The organism is Aridibaculum aurantiacum (genome assembly GCF_017355875.1).
In the GTDB taxonomy this organism is placed as follows: Bacteria; Bacteroidota; Bacteroidia; order Chitinophagales; family Chitinophagaceae; genus Segetibacter; species Segetibacter aurantiacus.
In genome coordinates, this window is record NZ_JAFEWC010000003.1 from 888,985 (window position 1) to 905,528 (window position 16,544).

At 39.7% G+C, this 16,544-nt stretch carries 18 protein-coding genes; 15 read left to right on the forward strand and 3 right to left on the reverse strand.

Translation table 11 applies throughout. The features are described from left to right. Positions 1–89: 89 nt before the first annotated feature. Entirely contained in the window at positions 90–3,734 is a 3,645-nt protein-coding gene (locus tag J4N22_RS17425) for a T9SS type B sorting domain-containing protein (RefSeq protein WP_207496747.1), read from the reverse strand. A gap of 517 nt (positions 3,735–4,251) precedes the next feature. On the opposite strand from J4N22_RS17425, the gene J4N22_RS17430 reads away from it, so the two are divergent. Then, positions 4,252–4,644, forward strand: a complete 393-nt coding sequence (locus tag J4N22_RS17430; RefSeq protein ID WP_207496748.1) for a hypothetical protein — start codon at positions 4,252–4,254, stop codon at positions 4,642–4,644. A 22-nt stretch (positions 4,645–4,666) separates the two neighbouring features. On the opposite strand, the gene J4N22_RS17435 is transcribed toward J4N22_RS17430, so the two are convergent. Then, the gene (locus tag J4N22_RS17435) at positions 4,667–5,152 is read right to left on the reverse strand and encodes an HPP family protein (RefSeq protein WP_207496749.1); all 486 of its coding nucleotides are present in this window, start codon (positions 5,150–5,152) and stop codon (positions 4,667–4,669) included. A 1,063-nt stretch (positions 5,153–6,215) separates the two neighbouring features. Here J4N22_RS17435 and J4N22_RS17440 point away from each other — a divergent pair. The 9 genes from J4N22_RS17440 to J4N22_RS17480 all read left to right on the forward strand — a co-directional run bounded on the left by J4N22_RS17440 (position 6,216) and on the right by J4N22_RS17480 (position 13,365). Further along, positions 6,216–6,515: a GIY-YIG nuclease family protein gene (locus J4N22_RS17440; RefSeq protein WP_207496750.1), complete on the forward strand. Its 300-nt coding sequence runs from the start codon at positions 6,216–6,218 to the stop codon at positions 6,513–6,515. 57 nt (positions 6,516–6,572) lie between these two features. Further along, positions 6,573–7,508, forward strand: coding sequence for a tyrosine-type recombinase/integrase (locus tag J4N22_RS17445; protein WP_207496751.1), 936 nt, complete (start codon positions 6,573–6,575; stop codon positions 7,506–7,508). Between the two features lie 128 nt (positions 7,509–7,636). Continuing rightward, a complete protein-coding gene (locus J4N22_RS17450) occupies positions 7,637–8,044 on the forward strand; it encodes a DUF1493 family protein (protein ID WP_207496752.1) in 408 nt (135 codons plus the stop codon). A gap of 943 nt (positions 8,045–8,987) precedes the next feature. Next, positions 8,988–9,551, forward strand: coding sequence for a hypothetical protein (locus J4N22_RS17455; protein ID WP_207496753.1), 564 nt, complete (start codon positions 8,988–8,990; stop codon positions 9,549–9,551). 161 nt (positions 9,552–9,712) lie between these two features. After that, complete coding sequence (locus J4N22_RS17460) at positions 9,713–10,057, forward strand: hypothetical protein (protein WP_207496754.1); 345 nt, start codon at positions 9,713–9,715, stop codon at positions 10,055–10,057. A 184-nt stretch (positions 10,058–10,241) separates the two neighbouring features. Then, positions 10,242–11,177, forward strand: coding sequence for a hypothetical protein (locus J4N22_RS17465; protein ID WP_207496755.1), 936 nt, complete (start codon positions 10,242–10,244; stop codon positions 11,175–11,177). Positions 11,178–11,419: 242 nt separating this feature from the next. Beyond that, a complete protein-coding gene (locus J4N22_RS17470; RefSeq protein WP_207496756.1) occupies positions 11,420–11,821 on the forward strand; it encodes a hypothetical protein in 402 nt (133 codons plus the stop codon). Between the two features lie 274 nt (positions 11,822–12,095). Beyond that, positions 12,096–12,662, forward strand: coding sequence for a hypothetical protein (locus J4N22_RS17475; protein ID WP_207496757.1), 567 nt, complete (start codon positions 12,096–12,098; stop codon positions 12,660–12,662). Between the two features lie 184 nt (positions 12,663–12,846). Then, entirely contained in the window at positions 12,847–13,365 is a 519-nt protein-coding gene (locus J4N22_RS17480) for a hypothetical protein (RefSeq protein WP_207496758.1), read from the forward strand. Here the strand turns inward: J4N22_RS17480 and J4N22_RS17485 are convergent, their stop codons facing one another. Then, complete coding sequence (locus J4N22_RS17485) at positions 13,366–13,602, reverse strand: hypothetical protein (protein ID WP_207496759.1); 237 nt, start codon at positions 13,600–13,602, stop codon at positions 13,366–13,368. 30 nt (positions 13,603–13,632) lie between these two features. On the opposite strand from J4N22_RS17485, the gene J4N22_RS17490 reads away from it, so the two are divergent. The 5 genes from J4N22_RS17490 (at position 13,633) to J4N22_RS20270 (ending at position 16,311) form a co-directional block, all read left to right on the forward strand. Continuing rightward, positions 13,633–14,151, forward strand: a complete 519-nt coding sequence (locus tag J4N22_RS17490) for a hypothetical protein (protein WP_207496760.1) — start codon at positions 13,633–13,635, stop codon at positions 14,149–14,151. A 237-nt stretch (positions 14,152–14,388) separates the two neighbouring features. After that, positions 14,389–14,892 (forward strand): hypothetical protein, encoded by a 504-nt coding sequence (locus J4N22_RS17495; protein ID WP_207496761.1) that lies wholly within the window; start codon positions 14,389–14,391, stop codon positions 14,890–14,892. Continuing rightward, positions 14,882–15,019: a hypothetical protein gene (locus J4N22_RS17500; protein WP_207496762.1), complete on the forward strand. Its 138-nt coding sequence runs from the start codon at positions 14,882–14,884 to the stop codon at positions 15,017–15,019. The genes J4N22_RS17495 and J4N22_RS17500 overlap by 11 nt, the downstream gene beginning before the upstream one ends. 88 nt (positions 15,020–15,107) lie before the next feature. Beyond that, entirely contained in the window at positions 15,108–15,614 is a 507-nt protein-coding gene (locus J4N22_RS17505) for a hypothetical protein (RefSeq protein ID WP_207496763.1), read from the forward strand. Positions 15,615–15,798: 184 nt separating this feature from the next. Then, positions 15,799–16,311 (forward strand): RDD family protein, encoded by a 513-nt coding sequence (locus tag J4N22_RS20270; protein ID WP_207496764.1) that lies wholly within the window; start codon positions 15,799–15,801, stop codon positions 16,309–16,311. The last annotated feature ends 233 nt before the right edge of the window (positions 16,312–16,544 follow it).

A 16,544-nucleotide genomic window follows, 5' to 3' on the forward strand; every position in this document is an offset into this window, starting at 1 on the left:
ACTGCTTTTTTTATGCTGTAAACAAGCTGGTGCATCTTTCTAAAGATAAACAGCAATAGCAATATGATGAGCTGCCGGTGCAGTTATATTTACCTTATCAGAACAATGGTTCCTTTCAGGTTTTCCTGGCTGCCGTTGCGTAAGCCAATCGTAAGCATGTAAACATAAGTGCCTGTTGCTGCCTCCTTTCCATTAACCAGGCCTGTCCATCCATGTGCAGGTGTATTGGGTGGCACATTCTGTACCTGGAAAACCTGCTGCCCCCACCGGTTGTAGATACCAAAGTTTTTGATGGTAACCACATCCTGCCCGGCCAGTACATACAGTACATCGTTCTTGCGATCGCCATTAGGTGTAAATGCATCCGGAACAAATACATGCGTTGATGCACTGGTTCGTACTATTGCCATTGCTGTATCTGTACATGCATATTCGTTGCGTACAAATACACGAAACTGTGAAGAGTATTCAGGTGTTACAACAGGAGTAGCGCAACTGGTGCACGATATAAAAGGAGAAGGATCCCATGCATAAGAACTTATAATGCCTCCCACAGCTATAGGTGTAAGTTGTACAGGTGTAAGACGTTGTATGGTGGTATCTGCAGGATCAATCGACACCTGGAATGGAGTGTAGGATACATCCACAGTGTTGTTGGTTATATCTGTTTCTGCATATGCCACAGCAGGTACTTGTTGCCTGTTGGTGCCTTTATCATTTACAACTGCATATAGTTTGCCTGTAGTAGGCGCTGTTATGCGGAAGGTGTACGTGTTGCAGTTGCCTGCAGCTAATTGAGGCGTATAAAAAACAGGTGATAATAGTCTTGTGCCTGCGTTTGCAGGGTCTCCATCATAAAAAGATACCGGTATTCCTGCCCAGGTAGTGTCGTATGCATTGTTCATACAGATGTTGATGGTGACTAATGCAGCTGTGTTGGTATAGCATTTTGTATCAAGTATGGTAACTGTGAAATCAGGCGGGTAAACTTTCACCTGCGCGCTTCCTTGCAACATACAGCCAAACCGGTTTTCTGTACGCACCTTCACCACAGATGTTTCATAAGGTATAACAACTGGCGATATGCAGGTAAGGCAATTCAGCAATGAGTTATTGCTAGTGATCCATGCGGTTGATAAGGGATTGTAGATAGTTGAAAGCAGGTTTAGTGGAACAGGTTGTTTACGAATAACTGTAGTATCGGCAGGCTGCACCACCAGTACCTCTGGTTGGTAAAGCGTGTCCGAGATGTTATTGGCGTACGACTTTTCCAATAGGATTGTATTAGGCAAAGCAACAGGAACACCCCTGCCGCTGTCGTTTACAACCGCATAAATGCGACCTGTGTTCATGCCCTTAATAAAAGTTTCAAACGTGGACTCTTTTGCTCTTACTGTATCCGTTAATGTAAATACAGGCGGTAGCAAAACAGCAGTGCCCGTTCGTGGATTTCCGTTGTAAAAAGAGATAGGTAAGCCTTTGGGAAGTACTCCTCGTTTGAAGGCATTGTACAATATAAAGCGCACAAATAAACTATCAACAGAGGTGCATTCAACAGCAGTTATCCTGGCAGAAAAATCATTGTATGGTGGTACTTGTATATCTACAACAGCCGTATCTGTACAACCTTGCCTGCTGGTAGCAACTACTGTTTTGATGATGGACGAATCTGCTATCAATACAGGTGACTGGCAATTGGTACAGCTTAGATCGCGGGGTGTGCTCCATGTATAACCGGTTACTATGCCCGGCGAAGCTTGTGCATGTAGTTGTACAGTATCGCCCCATTCAAGTATGGATGTAGCAGGTGTTGCATTTACTTTAAAAGCAAAGTTGCTGATCGTTCCAAAGTTGTTGCCATAGGTCAATTCTATGAGATTGGTATTTGGAAGCACAACAGGCAGGTTATTGCCTGCATCATTAAAAACAACAAACACTCTATCCAGTTTTTTATACCCAACATTCAACACATGATGGTAAAGCGGCGCACAGCAATGTCCTTGTAAAGTGTCTTTCAAATAAATGGTGGTGTCTATTTTATTGGCATTCGGTAGACGTGGATCGTTGTCATAAAAACTAATGGGTACACCGGGAGCAATAGGAGCGTATCCAAAGTTGCAGAGGGCAAAGCTTACCCGCACTTTTGTTTCCTGTACACATTCTGCCTGCGATACATATACGGCACCGTCGGGAGTAGGATCCATAACCTCTATGGTAAATATGCTGGTGGTATCTGAACAGCTGCCGTTGGTAGCAATCAAGCGAACAAAATAATTTCCAGGCTGGGTAAACACATATTTGAAATTAGCCGCTGTGCTAACTACCTGGTTGGGCATGCCTGTACTGCTGCGCATATACCAGGTATAGCTGGTGGCATTTACCGATGTGTTGAAAAATTGTACACTGTCAACATATACAGGTGCCTTTGCAGCCAGCTCTCTTCTATCGGTATAAAACCTGGCAGCAACACCACAATTCACGATCACGTAATGTGTATAGGTGGAATAGCAGCTACCATTAAATGCCTTAAGCGTAACCTTGTATTTTCCGGGTGCTGCAAAAGATGTAGTGTAGTTAGCACTGGTAGATACTACAGTGCCATTTAAAAGCCATTCAAAAGTATTAGCCCCTGTAGATGTATTGGTAAAGTTGATGGTGCTGCCCGGTAGGGGATAATGGTTGTCGCGGGTGAAATTTGCCTGTACAGTAGCCGAACAAGGCGGTGTGCATTTGTCCTGCAGTAATCCAGGACGCATGGTATTAATAGCAGCGCGCATCCTGTCCTTCTGCCCCTGGGTAAAACTGTTCTGGCAGCTCTCGTTGCCATAGTCCATGAAGTTGTTGATCATATCAGGAACATCAGCAGTAAATCCACTGAGCGTATCTGTGCTACATGAGTTGAATGGAGAATTGCAAGAGGCCGCAGCTGACAGCGATGCATCAGGTGGCGTATCACAAACTCTGTCTCCATCTTGGGTGCAGTCATTGTTCCTGCAGTTCAGTCCTTCCCAAGTATGGTAAAGGCCCAGGTAGTGACCCATCTCGTGCGCCAGTAAATAACCAAATCCAGCTACAACAATTCCATCGAGTGGTGTGCCGCCGGGAGGCATGGTAGCGTAACCTTGTGAGATGGTTCTTATCCATTTGCCACATTCAAATCGTGGCACCAGGTCGAGCCGCATATTTTTTATAAACCAGATATTGATGTATTGATCCGGCGGCCATTGCACAAGGTTTTTTAGTCTCGCATCTTCTATCACCGGGTTTAGATCGTGACCATAATACGAAGTAGTACGGGTGATGCCATTGGTGACGCCCCCTTCCGGGTCTTTCTTTGCCAGGCAAAACCTGATCCTGGTATCAACACCTGTACTGGCTGCATATGCACCTGACTTGCTGTAAGCGTCGTTCAGGTCGCTAATGGCATCGGCAATGGTTTGGTCAGTAATCAAATAAGGATCATCCTGCACGATGTGTACTACCACTGGTAGTGTCAATATGCCCGTATCATTCACCTGCCTGTACGAACGGATAAGGTCATTCATCCTGCTTTCCTGTTGTTGGTAAGCAATACCATCCCTGGCTGCTGTAATAAAAACATCGGTAGCGCAAGAGGTTTGTTTGTGTGGCCGAAGTGGTGACAGGTTGCCGGGAAATACAGGCTGTGCATACTGTTGCAGGAAAATTATTAAAAACAATAGCACCAATAGGGTTCTTATCCTGTACTTGCTCATGAGTTACATGTTGGCCAGCCTGTATTGTGTAAATAAAGAAATGGCAAAGGTTTGGATGAAAAGGTTGGCAAATATAACCAGTATGCAAAACCTTCATCATTAAATTGTAATATGAAGGAGGTGGTAGAAATTGAGGAGATGGAACTTCTAAAATAGATAACACCAGCCTATGACCCTTTCTGGATGTAGTGCTGGTGCCAGTTTATTTGCCTGCTGAAGTGGCAAGCCTGGAAGTGTAAAACCTGATCCTTTAGTAAGACTATGTGTGGGGGTGAAGGTTTAAGGTCTAAAGTTTAAGGTTTGATGTCTAAGGTTTATGTTTAAAGTTTAAGGTTTGATGTCTAAGGTTTAAAGTGATACCCGATACCTCATATCCAATGCATCAAAGCTGCAAGCTGACATCTGATGGCTGATATCTTAACTCCATACCCCATACCTCATACCCCATACCCGGTACCTCCGCTTTTGCTTCCTTCCATGGCTTAGAAATTGAAGCGCCTACATAAAAGTGCAGTCTATGAAACTCCTAATTCTAAATATTCTTCTCCTTCTGTTCGTTGCAAATTCTACTAATGCCCAGGTGCGGCCAAAGTTTAAAGATGCAGATACCATTACTGCAGCACAGGCTAAAGATTACCAGGGAAAGCGTGTTACAGTGTGCGATCGGGTTAATTACGGCAGGTATGTAAACGTAAATAAGAACGCGCCTGTCCGCTTATGGGTAGGACCAGATTATCCAAACCACTACCTCACGCTTGTATTCCCGCAAAACGACCTGAAGCGTTTTTCTGTAGATCCTGAAAAGAAGATGCTGAACAAACGTTTTTGCGTAGTAGGAAGAATAACCAGTCACGAGGGTAAGCCCGCTATCATAGTAAAAGAAGAAAGGCAGCTAAATGCTGAAGAATAGGTAGCGATAGTAACGCCACACTTCATTCTATTTTGTCCTCTATTTTGGGAGCTTCTTTTCGTATGAGCCAAATGGAAATACGCTGCAGTACAATCAGCACCACCAGCAGCGATAGTGCAGTCAGGAACAACAGCAAGTTGCTTCCATCGGCCTCGCGAAATGCAAAAGATAGTGCAGTAGAAACAGCGGGAGGATGCATCGCCTTTAGGAAAATCATTACAGCTATGGACAAGATCATGGCTATAGCAGCGGAATCATAACCAGACCCTGCTGCCAGGTAAACAACAAAGCCTAGCAGGGCAGCACTTGTCTGCGAAATGCTTAGCGTCTTTATATTGTTCATCTCGTGCCGTGGATCCAGGTAAATAAGAAACGCGCTGGATGCCAGTGATGCAAACAGTAGGCGCTGGTGCGAAAATGATTCGATTAGCAATAACACAAGCACCACTGTAATTGTAGGTAAAAAGGCAAGTGCCAATTCTGTTTTTACATCATACCGCCACCTCATGTTTTTTTCTAAGGCAGGTAAAGGAATTATGCCAAATGGAGGGGAGGAATGTAAAATGAAAGGTGCAAATGAAAAATGTAAAATGTAAAATAAAAAGCAAAAAGCAAAAAGCAAAAAGCAAAAAGTATAAAGCAAAAAGCAAAAAGCAAAAGCATTCATGGATCGGTTGTAGCTGTTCAAGTATTTGCGAATTTCTTACTACTGACATTCCTGCATTACCAATCTAAAATCTTCAATTTTAAATCTTCAATTTGACCTCGTTCTTCGTATATCGTACTTCAATTGTTCTTGGTACTCCAGCCTCCTTCTTCGCCTTCCAAATCCGACATCCATAAATCAGAAATCTGCAATCTCCCTATGTGCCTCTTTGTGTCATTGCGCCTTAGTGGCTAAAAATTCAAAAGTCAAAATTCAAAAGTCAAAAGGGGAGGAAATGAAAAATGTAAAATGCAAAATGGAAACCGTTGTGCATCGTTGTGTCGTCGTGTCGTTGTGGTTCAAAAAGTTCAAAATTAAAAAGTCAAAAAAGAACCCACGCCCGGCCACAAATCCGACATCCCAAAATCAGAAATTAGAAATCAGAAATTGTAAATCGTACTTCATATCTCGTACTTTATCAATCTTAAATCTGCAATCTTCAATCATAAATCACCTCTTCCTTTTCCTCTTGACTTCTCCACTCTTTCTTCGTATTTAGTCCGGTAATTACCGGACCAAACCAAACCAAGACCAACAGGGGAGACGAAGAAAACTATAGGCAGGTTTACATGAGGGCAGGAAAAGAATTATGGTTTTTACCACAGGTTTATGCTCCCGGTACTGACAAATGGGATGAAAACCTCCCTGAGGTGAAGGAATCGGTGCATTCTGCATTTTTTATTTGATAGTCAAAGCTTTATATTGTGTTGGTGAAGAAGATGTAAGTGAGGTAAGCGAAGCTATAAATTGATTTTATGCTTGTAACCTGCCGGCTTATTTTACATCGTTACCAATCAAGAATATTGGTAATGTTTCCTTTCAATGCAGAATGGGTAGAGAGGATCAAAAAAGTGCCGGGTGCCCGATGGAGCAAGACCTTTACCCCGTTGAATTGATTGATATGTACTACTACGTGTACGTTTTACTTAGTGAAAAAGATAACCTATTGTATACAGGTTATACATCTGACCTGAGAAAGCGACTAGAATTACATAATGAAGGTAAAGTTCCTTCTACACAATTCAGACGTCCCTTAAGATTGATTTACTTTGAAGGATGTATTGATCAACAAGATGAAACGCGGAGAGAAAAGTACCTGAAATCTGGCAACGGGAAGATTTATTTGAGAAACCGCCTTCGGAAGTTTTTCAATCCTACGGGGTGAAGGTGGCATATACCGGATACGGCTGAAAACAGAGCGAGATGCAAGATACCTGCTAATATGATGGTTGAAGTAGCACCAGTAAGTGAGGCTGTATTGGTGGAGCCAGTAGTACAAACCTGTAAGTCTGCTTTAATATGTATAGCAGCTTGCAACCAGGAAGAACTGCAACACTTTACCGGATTTCTGCAGATGAAAGCTTATAGCCCCAGCACTATAAAAACGTACAGGAATGAATTTGCACAACTTCTACAAAAGCTAGGAGAAATTCCTGTACAGGAGTTGAAGCCTGGAGACTTGCGGCGTTATTTTTTGTACTGTGTACAACAGGGGCTTTCAGAAAATACTCTTCACAGCCGTATTAATGCTTTGAAATTTTATTTTGAGCAGGTGCTTGGACGAGAGAAGTTTTTCTTTGAAGTGCCGCGGCCAAAAAAGCCAGTGCAACTTCCAAAGGTGGTAAGCAAAGAAGATATAGCCGCTATCATAAGGGCCATCACTAATCTTAAGCATAGAACAATGATCATGCTTGCTTATGGTTGCGGATTACGAGTGAGTGAGATAACAGGTTTGCAAGCTGGTGATATTGATGGTAAAAGAAGGTTGTTGTGGGTAAAGCGGGGCAAAGGCAAAAAAGACAGGGTGGTAAGTTTAAGTCCTGCACTGCTGGTTATGCTGCGTGAATATTATAAGCAATACAAGCCGGCATTGTATCTTTTTGAAGGTGGTGTTGCAGGCAGTCGCTATAGTGTACGAAGCCTTGAAGCTATCATACAGGCTGCAAAAGAGCGGGCTGGAGTAAGAGCGGCTGGAAGCATGCACATGTTACGACACAGTTTTGCTACTCATTTGCTTGATAAGGGAACAGACGTTGTACTTATACAAAAGCTTTTAGGGCATGGTAACATAAAAACAACCTTGCGTTATCTTCACGTTACCAACAAAGACCTGCTGCATATTTTAAGTCCAATAGAAGATATTAAGGAGCTATTATAAGGTTGGCTAGTTGTATTGTCGCAACTACAAAATCATTGCATAAACCATCATAAGTAATTGAAACTCTGACTAACAATATTTTTTAATACATTGCGAACAATCGACAATACATACGTTATGCGCCGCTTATGGAACAGTCAATCTATCAAATAGAGTTTAAGGAGTTGCGTAAAGCATACCAAGAAGTAAAATTGTTTCTGGAACAAGAAACTGCTGGAGAAATTACTTCGGTGAAAAAGGATATTGAGGAAGACCTGCAAATTGCGGGTGATGATACGTACGAGTTGATAGAAAAGTTCGTAACCGTTTATAATCTCGATGCAAGTGGATTTGATGTTACACAACACTTTTTAAGTGAAGGTGAACAGTTTAATTCAAGCATAGCTCTCCTCCAGCTTATAAGCCTTCCTATTGTATTATTCACTTGGCTACTTAAAGTCTTGACGTTTGGAAAAGTTGACTATAACAAAGCGGTGGAATTGCCAGATATTTATAGGAAGACAATGGGTTTAACTTTTGGGGACATGGTGACATGATACATTACCGGGAAATATAGCTTGAGAAAAGATGTTCGATTTGTCTTAACGAGAGGCGCATAACACAGGTTTGCCAAAATAGCGGCTAAGTACTAAAATCAACCACAAACCAATAATTAATCGAGAGAGGACAGCCAAGCAGTTGTATTTCAAATTCCGCTACTTCGGCAAGCCTTTTGACGTTGTGCGCCACTTATGGAAACAGTCTTCTACAGCATCTTATAACCAATGAAATTCACGACAGCCATATTTAGATTTATCCTTTTTGTTTGTCTGTCATTTCTATCTGCCAAAGGAATTGCACAATTGCAAGAAAGAAAGGTTATACAGCTTTATGATTATGACAGCACTATCTGTTTTGAAAGGGTTATTGACAAGAATTATGAGGATACTTCAAAAGGTTATTATCGTTTCTTCTCGAGGACGAAAGAACCCTTTCCTATTCAAGTATTTTTTGATGAAAAAAATCTGTCAATCAGAAGCTTTGAAGACTTGATGAAGTTGTATAAAAGAGAAATTGATAGCACCACCTTCATCGTTTGTTACTTGGTAGCTGACAGTTCAATGAATTATCAAGAGCAAATATTTTTGTACATTAAGGACTTGTCATGTTTAGCTGAGTATAGGCGGAGAATAAAGTTAGACAAGGCTTTACATACTTATCTTAACAAGAGGTTTAACTTGGCAAACCATTCAGAACCTTTTGTATATATAAAAGAATGGAAGTGCAGCACAACATCACTATGGTCAACGTTTGGAGACTAAAGCGGCGCACAACATTCATGTTTATGTAATACTGGCGGAAGAACACAAACTAATCTTTTCTATCTTTAATCATCATCAACAAGTTTATGAAGCATTAGTATTTCAAATATCAGTACTACATAGACATGTTCAACGTTGGGCGTAAGCTTAACTGACTATACATAAATGCCTTGAAACATTGAAGACTATTAAAATTATTCTCCCTCTTTTTTTATTGACTGCTTGTATTCAGACAACTATATTAAAAAATGGGTATCAAAGAGCAGCAACAAATCCGAAGGTCTATAAAAACAGAATATACTTTGACAAATCAATCTTAATTCAAATTGACACTTCGGTTATTTATGAGGAGTATAATACCTCTTTTTATGTTGGTGATAAACCCATAAATGTTCTATCAAGACTGAATAATCAAGACCCAAGAACTACTTACGCAGCTTATAGATTTTATGGAAATGGGTGTTTCAGCCTATTTCATTTAGACAGAGAAAAGCAGATACTAAGTAAGGAAATGTTCGACCCTACTTTCACAGGTTGGAGAGGTGTTCTATATAGTCAAGATGGCAAAATAAAAGGAGATTTGATAACACAAGTTTCAGGAGGGGGAGCAATTGGAGTGGTTTCGGAAACTTTCCAATTTAGAGGTGACACACTTTTTGTTCACGCAAAAAATCGGTGGGACTATATCTTTATAAAAAGAAAAATCCCCTATGAATTATTAAACTTTCACGCAGAGTGGTAGAAAGCCTACGCCCAACATGCATGTTTATGTAATACAGGCGGAAGAACATAATCCAATCTTTTCTATCTTTAATTATCATCAACAAGTTTATGGAGCTGTGGTATTTCAAATGCCAGTACTACATAAACATGTTCAACGTTGTGTGCAATATTGAAAACTTTATGAGTCCTAAGAGTTTCATATTAATCTTATTTATCGTGATAGTCTTTATATGGTTCATGACTGTTGGAAAGGTTACACAAAAAGAAATTGAAGACTTACGAAAAAGAGAAGTAAAAGGTAGTATTTCGAGAATGTTCAAAAAAGAGACAGATAAAAACTATACTGTTATATTTTCAAATGGTACTGACTTTGACCTTCCATTCAGTGCTCCAACTGACGGAATTGAGCCAGGGGATTCCATGTTTAAAGCTGCAAATTCCCTTGACTACATTTTCTTTAAAGGCGGGAAAGTAGATGATACAATAGTTTATCGGGGGACATTAAACGGAAATTATAGACCGTGACGGTCGTAAATACTGCACACAACATGCATGTTTATGTAATACTGGCCGAAGAACATAAACCAATCTTTTCTATCTTCATTCATCATCCGCAAGTTTATGAAGCAACAGTATTTCAAATACCAGTACTACATAAACATGTGTAACGTTGCAAGCAATATTATTCATACACTACCAAAACTATATTATGCAAACAATACCTAAGACATATTATCCCCCAAGAAATTGGCAAGACTTTGAAAACCTAATTCTTGACGTAGCTAAATATAAGATTGAAGGTGATTTTGACAAATACGGAAGAGAAGGTCAAAGCCAAAATGGAGTTGACATTTGGGGGCGAGATAAACAGTATAGGTCAATAGGGGTTCAATGCAAATATAAAAAGCGTTCCTCTGCAACAACAAAGAAATTAACGACTGAAATCACCAAAACTACAATCGATAGTGAAATTTTAAACGCTGAAGCTTTCAAAATAAACCTTGACAAATTTATTATTTCGACTACCACATTTAGAGACGCCAATCTGCAAAATCACCTAATCGATGTTAATGACGACAGACATAAGCAAAGTAAGTTTCAAGTTGAAATTTGGTTTTGGGAGACTATCGAAGAAGAAATAAGTAGACATACGGAAATTGCCTACTTATATTATACTGAAGTTCTTAAAAGTTTAAATTTATACAACAGAGACGTTCACATAATATCATTGCTCTATAAATCTTTATTTCGACCAGCATTTACAACACGGTTTAATTGTGAGAATGATTGTGGCAATTTTATTCAAGCCATATCAGATAGTCAACAAGCTTTCATTACCGGTAAGCTGTACGACCGGCAGAACACGCTAATTGGAAGCTCTTTCAGTTCAGAAAACTTTTCAAGTGCATCCCTAAGAGACGGCGCTAAAGAAATAATCAAAATGTTGCAAGAGATAAGAGACTATACAACTCTGCAACTTGCACAAGGAGAAATAATACAAGGACAAGACTTCATTCGTATTCCAAATGATGGAAAGCTTGGTATATCAGACACACTGAATAAAAGAAGAACTGAAGTTTTTAAAACCTTCAATGCTATGAACAAAGAAGTAGGAACACCTGAATTGGAAATCACCTTGACTTAAACAATACTGCTTGCAACAATCGTATTTGTGCAAGTGTGGCTGAATGTTGACAGCTTCGGCTGTAGTTCATTACTCTGCTTCAGTTTCGGCGGAAGAATATCTATTTAGCTGTAGTAAGTAATCATCAACAGCAGTATCTTTAACCAGGCATTTGTTCGGGCTGGTGTTCCTTGAACACCACCCCTGCACAAATACGTCTAACGTTAGGCGTGATTTTTAAACCAAATTCTTAACCTTAATCATTGAAGTATAAATTTTTTGGCTTTTCATTAGTTGTCTTCGTTTTCTTTATGCTGTATATCTGGCTTAAACCACAAAAAGGTATCGATGCAGGCATATTGGAAGGTGAAAGAATTGACAGTATCGTTATTAGTAAATCTCAGCAGAACTATACAATCACTTCTCCTGAAGTCATAGATAGTATTTCAGCTTTGCTTGGTCAAGCTCCTAAGTTTAGAAATATGGACAGGCAAAATATCAATACAGGATTTTACGATTTGAGGTTTTACAAAAAGGAAAGTAAAGAACCTGAAGACCTTAGAGTGCTCTTTAACTACTACCATGGTATAGTAATAAGAGCTAATGACTTATATTACCAAGGGGACAGTTTAAACAAAAAGATAATCAGCCTTATCGGGAAATAAACCACGCCTAACATGCATGTTTATGTAATACTGGCGGCAGAACATAAATCGATACTCCTTATCTTTAATCATCATCAACCATTTTATGAAGCATCGGTATTTCAAATACCAGCACTACATAAACATGTTCTACGTTGTAGGCAACTTTATGAGAACAGTCATCACTACTATTCTTCTACTTCTTTTGTTGACAAGTTGCAATGACAGCAAGACAGCAACTGTTACTCATGCCAAAACGGCTGACACAGACCAAATTGATACAACACTTTTGCATGTGGACACTGCCATAATCTTTGGAGAGACGTACAAAGCTTTATATAAAACAAACGACACTCTATATGTGCTAAACACCAGGGCTGACACTATATTAAAACTTGGTGACCTTCATGCTAACTTTGAATTTGACGACTTCAGTGGTGACGGATTGAAAGACATCAGAATTCACTACATGAGTAATGTGCCTGCAATTCAAGACCTGCTTCTATTCGATAAGTCAACAAAGAATTTCAAATTGGTTGAGAAGTTCTCGGATTTTCCTGACCCAAAACCATTAGGAGGAACAAAGTATTATTTTTCCTACCATCGTAGCGGTTGTGCTGATATGAATTGGGACAGCGACTTGTTTTATATAGACAACTATAAAGCAATTAGGATTGGCAACATAGCAGGCTATGAGTGTGAGAACAGAGATGTAAAAGACGGTGTTTATATTCACAGGGTACAAGGAAACAAGAAGACGCTTATGGAGAAAAAGCCGATAGGAATAATAGAGCAATACAAGGACAATAAGTGGGGCTTCATAGAGGCTTATTGGACAAAAAATTACAAACGGTTCGGGTGAAAGAAAAGCTGCCTACAACATGCATGTTTATGTAATACTGGCGGAAGGACATAAAACCAATCTTTTCTATCTTTAATCATCATCAACAAGTTTATGGAGCGACGGTATTTCAAATGCCAGTACTACATAAACATGTTCGACGTTGGTGGCAATCGGAAAACCCTAAACATCACAGCTATTAATTATGAGAGTTGGTTCTTCTCCAGGTAAACATTTGTATAGTCGCGGTTGGTTTGGACTTATTCCACTAATCGGGGGTTTTGTTGGACTTGGATTAATTGTGTTAGGTATTTTCAAGTACAAGGATAGAAAACTCATCCTTATTGGTTCAGCAGCATTGCTTTTTACTGTTGTAATCTATTCTTCTATGATTTATTACTTTGAATACAGCACGACGTTTCGCGAAGACTTTGCTGTTTTCTCACAACCAAAAATGGACGAACTTATTAAAAGCATAGAGTTCTACAAAACTGAGAATGCACAATATCCAGACAGTCTTCAAGAGCTAACCAACAAGAATGAAATGGTGCAGATATACGACCCAATATCGCAACGTGAGGGTGGAGAAAATGGTGGCGATTTTATTACCAGCGTGTGGAAAACAAATACTTTTTGTTTTCAGCGGGTGTTGATAGACTGCCATTCACTGAAGACGATATTTTTCCATCAGCGAATTATTTTGACAGTACGAAGACAGGATTGATCAAGCCTTCCTATTGACTGCCACCAACATGCGTATTGCCAATAGTTGGGCGGGAAGATGTATCAGTCGCCTGCTGTTCGCTAATCGTCTTTGGTTCCTGCTGAATGTTCTCTTTGGTTTTTGTTTCATACTTTCAGCATTAAATAATAAATCAACAGTTGTACGGGCGGAAGGAACACAGAATACCAAACCATCGCCAATACGTCCAACGTTATGTGCCATTAAAACCAACTTCATAGATACCTTATGGGGCAGCTAAACTTCTTCATGACAGAATATGAAATATTGAATGAAGTGAACGAATTACTTGCTTCTCGCGATTTCATCATATTTGACAGAGCTTTTTTTGATGACGAAGTTCCTAAAGCCGTCAATGACTTTAGGAGCATTGAACAAGTAGATAAGCTCATAATTTGGTTAAGGAATAGGCAATCTGAACCGAGATGTTTGTCGAAGGGCACAGGTGAAATGACAGGTAAATATTTATTCAATACCTACAAAGACCCAATAATTCAATTTGACATAGGACGTACAATTGATAAATTAGTATCGCCCAGTAGACTGTACTATAAATTTGGATGGATAGCAGATGACGAACTACGTGAGCTGCATGGAAAGTTGACAACTAAGATTGTAAGAAGTTTTAAGAAGAAGCTTATCACAAGTAAGCGACTAAAGCCCTTCTATATTTCTGAGGGCATAAATAAGCGTTTAGACGAGGGTTATGAAGTGGAACTTGGAAAGGGAGGAATGAGAGTGTCTAAACTCGAACTTAACGGCACATAACATGCGTATTTGTGCAAGTGTGGCAGAATGACGACAGCTTCAGCTGTAGTTCATTATTCTGCTGCTGTTTCGGCTGAATGTTTATTAATAAGCTTTTTTAGTTTATCATCAACAGCAGTATCTTTAGCCAGACATTTGTTCGGGCTGAATGTTCCCTGAATACCTCACCTGCACAAATACGTCCAACGTTAGTGGCAATGCGACGCTGACAGTATCAATTTCATATTGACAAACTTCATGAGCCTTATTTTTCTACACATACCTGTTGTATTCGGATTAAGCATTGAGGTTTATTTTTTCCTTTTAATAATTGGTGTGCCGACGTTTTCCTTTTGGAAGTGGTTCTTTAGAAAGCGTTACACTATTTACAAGAAAAGAATTGTAGCAACATGGATTGCTACTCTTTTTGTTACACCTGTTGTTTATACTTTATTGGTTGTGCTGTTTATATTTGGACTTCCATTTGAAACTCGCAAAGACTTTAATAGGCAACAATGGTTAAAAGACAGAGAAGGACGATTTAGAATGGCACATGACATTATAAAAAGTAGAATGTTGATTGGTAAAGATACAAGCGAAGTCAAAGAAGTCTTAGGTACTCCAAGCTTTGGAGGTGACACAACACAAGTGTGGTTTTATGACATGGGTATGGGAGATGGGTATCACTCTCATGACCTTCGGTTGTGGCTTGACAGCAAGCGGAGGGTTAAGTTGGTAGAACACATCAAACATGATGATTAACATAGCACATGCCACTAACATGCGGTTTCATGCAAGCGCGGCGGAAGAGATAGCAATCGGCAGTGGTATTTTATTCATCTTCGGTTCGGGCGGAAGGTTATCTGTTGAGCAAAAGCAATTAACTTGAACATTAATTTCAAATCAACGTCGGCCTAAACGGAAATGGGGTGAATGCCGCACCTGCATGAAGCCGTGAACGTTGTAAGCAATCCAACATGACACCTCGCATACATATTGGCTTCTTGACAATCATCACTAGTTTAACAAACTTTCTTTATGGACAGGCGAATGTTGAGGAGGTTCTTCAAGTAGACACATCTAAGACTACTATCATCTCACTTGCTAAAAGCCCAAAGTGGTTTCATCCGTTTGACACTACGTACAAACCAGCTTTTCTAACTAACAACGATATTAAAATTATTGACAGCCTTTTAATTGTTGCGGTCGCGACTTATAATAACAATTTAGCACCAGAGGAAAAGAACCGAAGTATTGAATTAGACAAGTACAACTACAGAAAGCAACTATTTGCGGCGAGCAACGGTAGAGGAGAAAAATTTGTTTATGTTAACTGCTTTTGCGACACAATTACCGAGTACTGGAGAAACAGGTGGAAAACAGAAGTATTCGTTGTTGCAGATGGAGGACAGTGTTTCTTTCAGTTCAAGGTCAGTTTAGCTAAAATGACAATTTTAAAATTTGGTATCAATGGCTTTGGTTGAATGGACTGCTTACAACATGCATGTTTATGTAATACTGGCGGAAGAACATTAACCCCAAATTTTTATCTTTAATCATCATCAACAAGTTTATGAAGCGTTAGTATTTAAAATGCCAGTACTACATAAACATGTTCAACGTTGGCTGCAAGCAGTGCTTAACCGTATTGAAAAGGACAGAATATAGATGGAAGATTTGAGATATAGCACAGGATTGAAAAGATTTTGGGCTGCTATTGTTGACGGAATTGTTTTCCTCCCATTCATTCTACTAGGTAATTGGATATTCGAAGAGCCAAGACATATCTATTCTGAATTTGCTTGGAATGCTTTTCTGATTTTCGCTTCTTCACTTTATGTGACAATTCTTCACTACAAATTCGGACAAACTGTGGGGAAGTGGGTAGTTGGAATTCAAGTATTAGATGTTGGTGAAACACGAAAGCTAACTCTACGACAAGCTGTATTGAGGGACATATTTGCGTGGATTTTGGCAATAACAGGCACGCTATATTACGGTTATTTGATTTTTCAAAATAACAGGGAACATTCCCTCATAAACGAGTATACTGAATTTGGGAACACACCATTATGGATTTGGACACTCTTGGAACTCTTAACTATGTTGACCAACCGAAAGCGAAGAGCATTACATGATTTTATAGCGAGTTCAGTCGTAGTAAGGACAAGCAAACCCTAAGTGAAAGAAGCCTGCAGCCAACAATCGTATTTGTGCAAGTGCGGCTGAATTTTAACAGCGTCGGCTGTAGCTCATAATTCTGCTGCTGTTCGGTCGGAAGAATATCTATTTGCTGTAGTAAATAATCATCAACAGCAGTATCTTTAACCACGCATTTGTACGGGCTTAATGTTCCCTGAATACCACACCTGCACAAATTCGTCTAACCTTGTAGGCAAGGCAAAAACACCACA

Bases quoted from the DNA above. Each gene is read 5' to 3' on its own strand.
- J4N22_RS17425 (WP_207496747.1), bottom strand. From the start codon at position 3,734: ATGAGCAAGTACAGGATAAGAACCCTATTGGTGCTATTGTTTTTAATA.
- J4N22_RS17430 (WP_207496748.1), top strand. From the start codon at position 4,252: ATGAAACTCCTAATTCTAAATATTCTTCTCCTTCTGTTCGTTGCAAAT.
- J4N22_RS17435 (WP_207496749.1), bottom strand. From the start codon at position 5,152: ATGAGGTGGCGGTATGATGTAAAAACAGAATTGGCACTTGCCTTTTTA.
- J4N22_RS17440 (WP_207496750.1), top strand. From the start codon at position 6,216: ATGGAGCAAGACCTTTACCCCGTTGAATTGATTGATATGTACTACTAC.
- J4N22_RS17445 (WP_207496751.1), top strand. From the start codon at position 6,573: ATGATGGTTGAAGTAGCACCAGTAAGTGAGGCTGTATTGGTGGAGCCA.
- J4N22_RS17450 (WP_207496752.1), top strand. From the start codon at position 7,637: ATGGAACAGTCAATCTATCAAATAGAGTTTAAGGAGTTGCGTAAAGCA.
- J4N22_RS17460 (WP_207496754.1), top strand. From the start codon at position 9,713: ATGAGTCCTAAGAGTTTCATATTAATCTTATTTATCGTGATAGTCTTT.
- J4N22_RS17465 (WP_207496755.1), top strand. From the start codon at position 10,242: ATGCAAACAATACCTAAGACATATTATCCCCCAAGAAATTGGCAAGAC.
- J4N22_RS17480 (WP_207496758.1), top strand. From the start codon at position 12,847: ATGAGAGTTGGTTCTTCTCCAGGTAAACATTTGTATAGTCGCGGTTGG.
- J4N22_RS17485 (WP_207496759.1), bottom strand. From the start codon at position 13,602: ATGAAGTTGGTTTTAATGGCACATAACGTTGGACGTATTGGCGATGGT.
- J4N22_RS17490 (WP_207496760.1), top strand. From the start codon at position 13,633: ATGACAGAATATGAAATATTGAATGAAGTGAACGAATTACTTGCTTCT.
- J4N22_RS17495 (WP_207496761.1), top strand. From the start codon at position 14,389: ATGAGCCTTATTTTTCTACACATACCTGTTGTATTCGGATTAAGCATT.
- J4N22_RS17500 (WP_207496762.1), top strand. From the start codon at position 14,882: ATGATGATTAACATAGCACATGCCACTAACATGCGGTTTCATGCAAGC.
- J4N22_RS17505 (WP_207496763.1), top strand. From the start codon at position 15,108: ATGACACCTCGCATACATATTGGCTTCTTGACAATCATCACTAGTTTA.
- J4N22_RS20270 (WP_207496764.1), top strand. From the start codon at position 15,799: ATGGAAGATTTGAGATATAGCACAGGATTGAAAAGATTTTGGGCTGCT.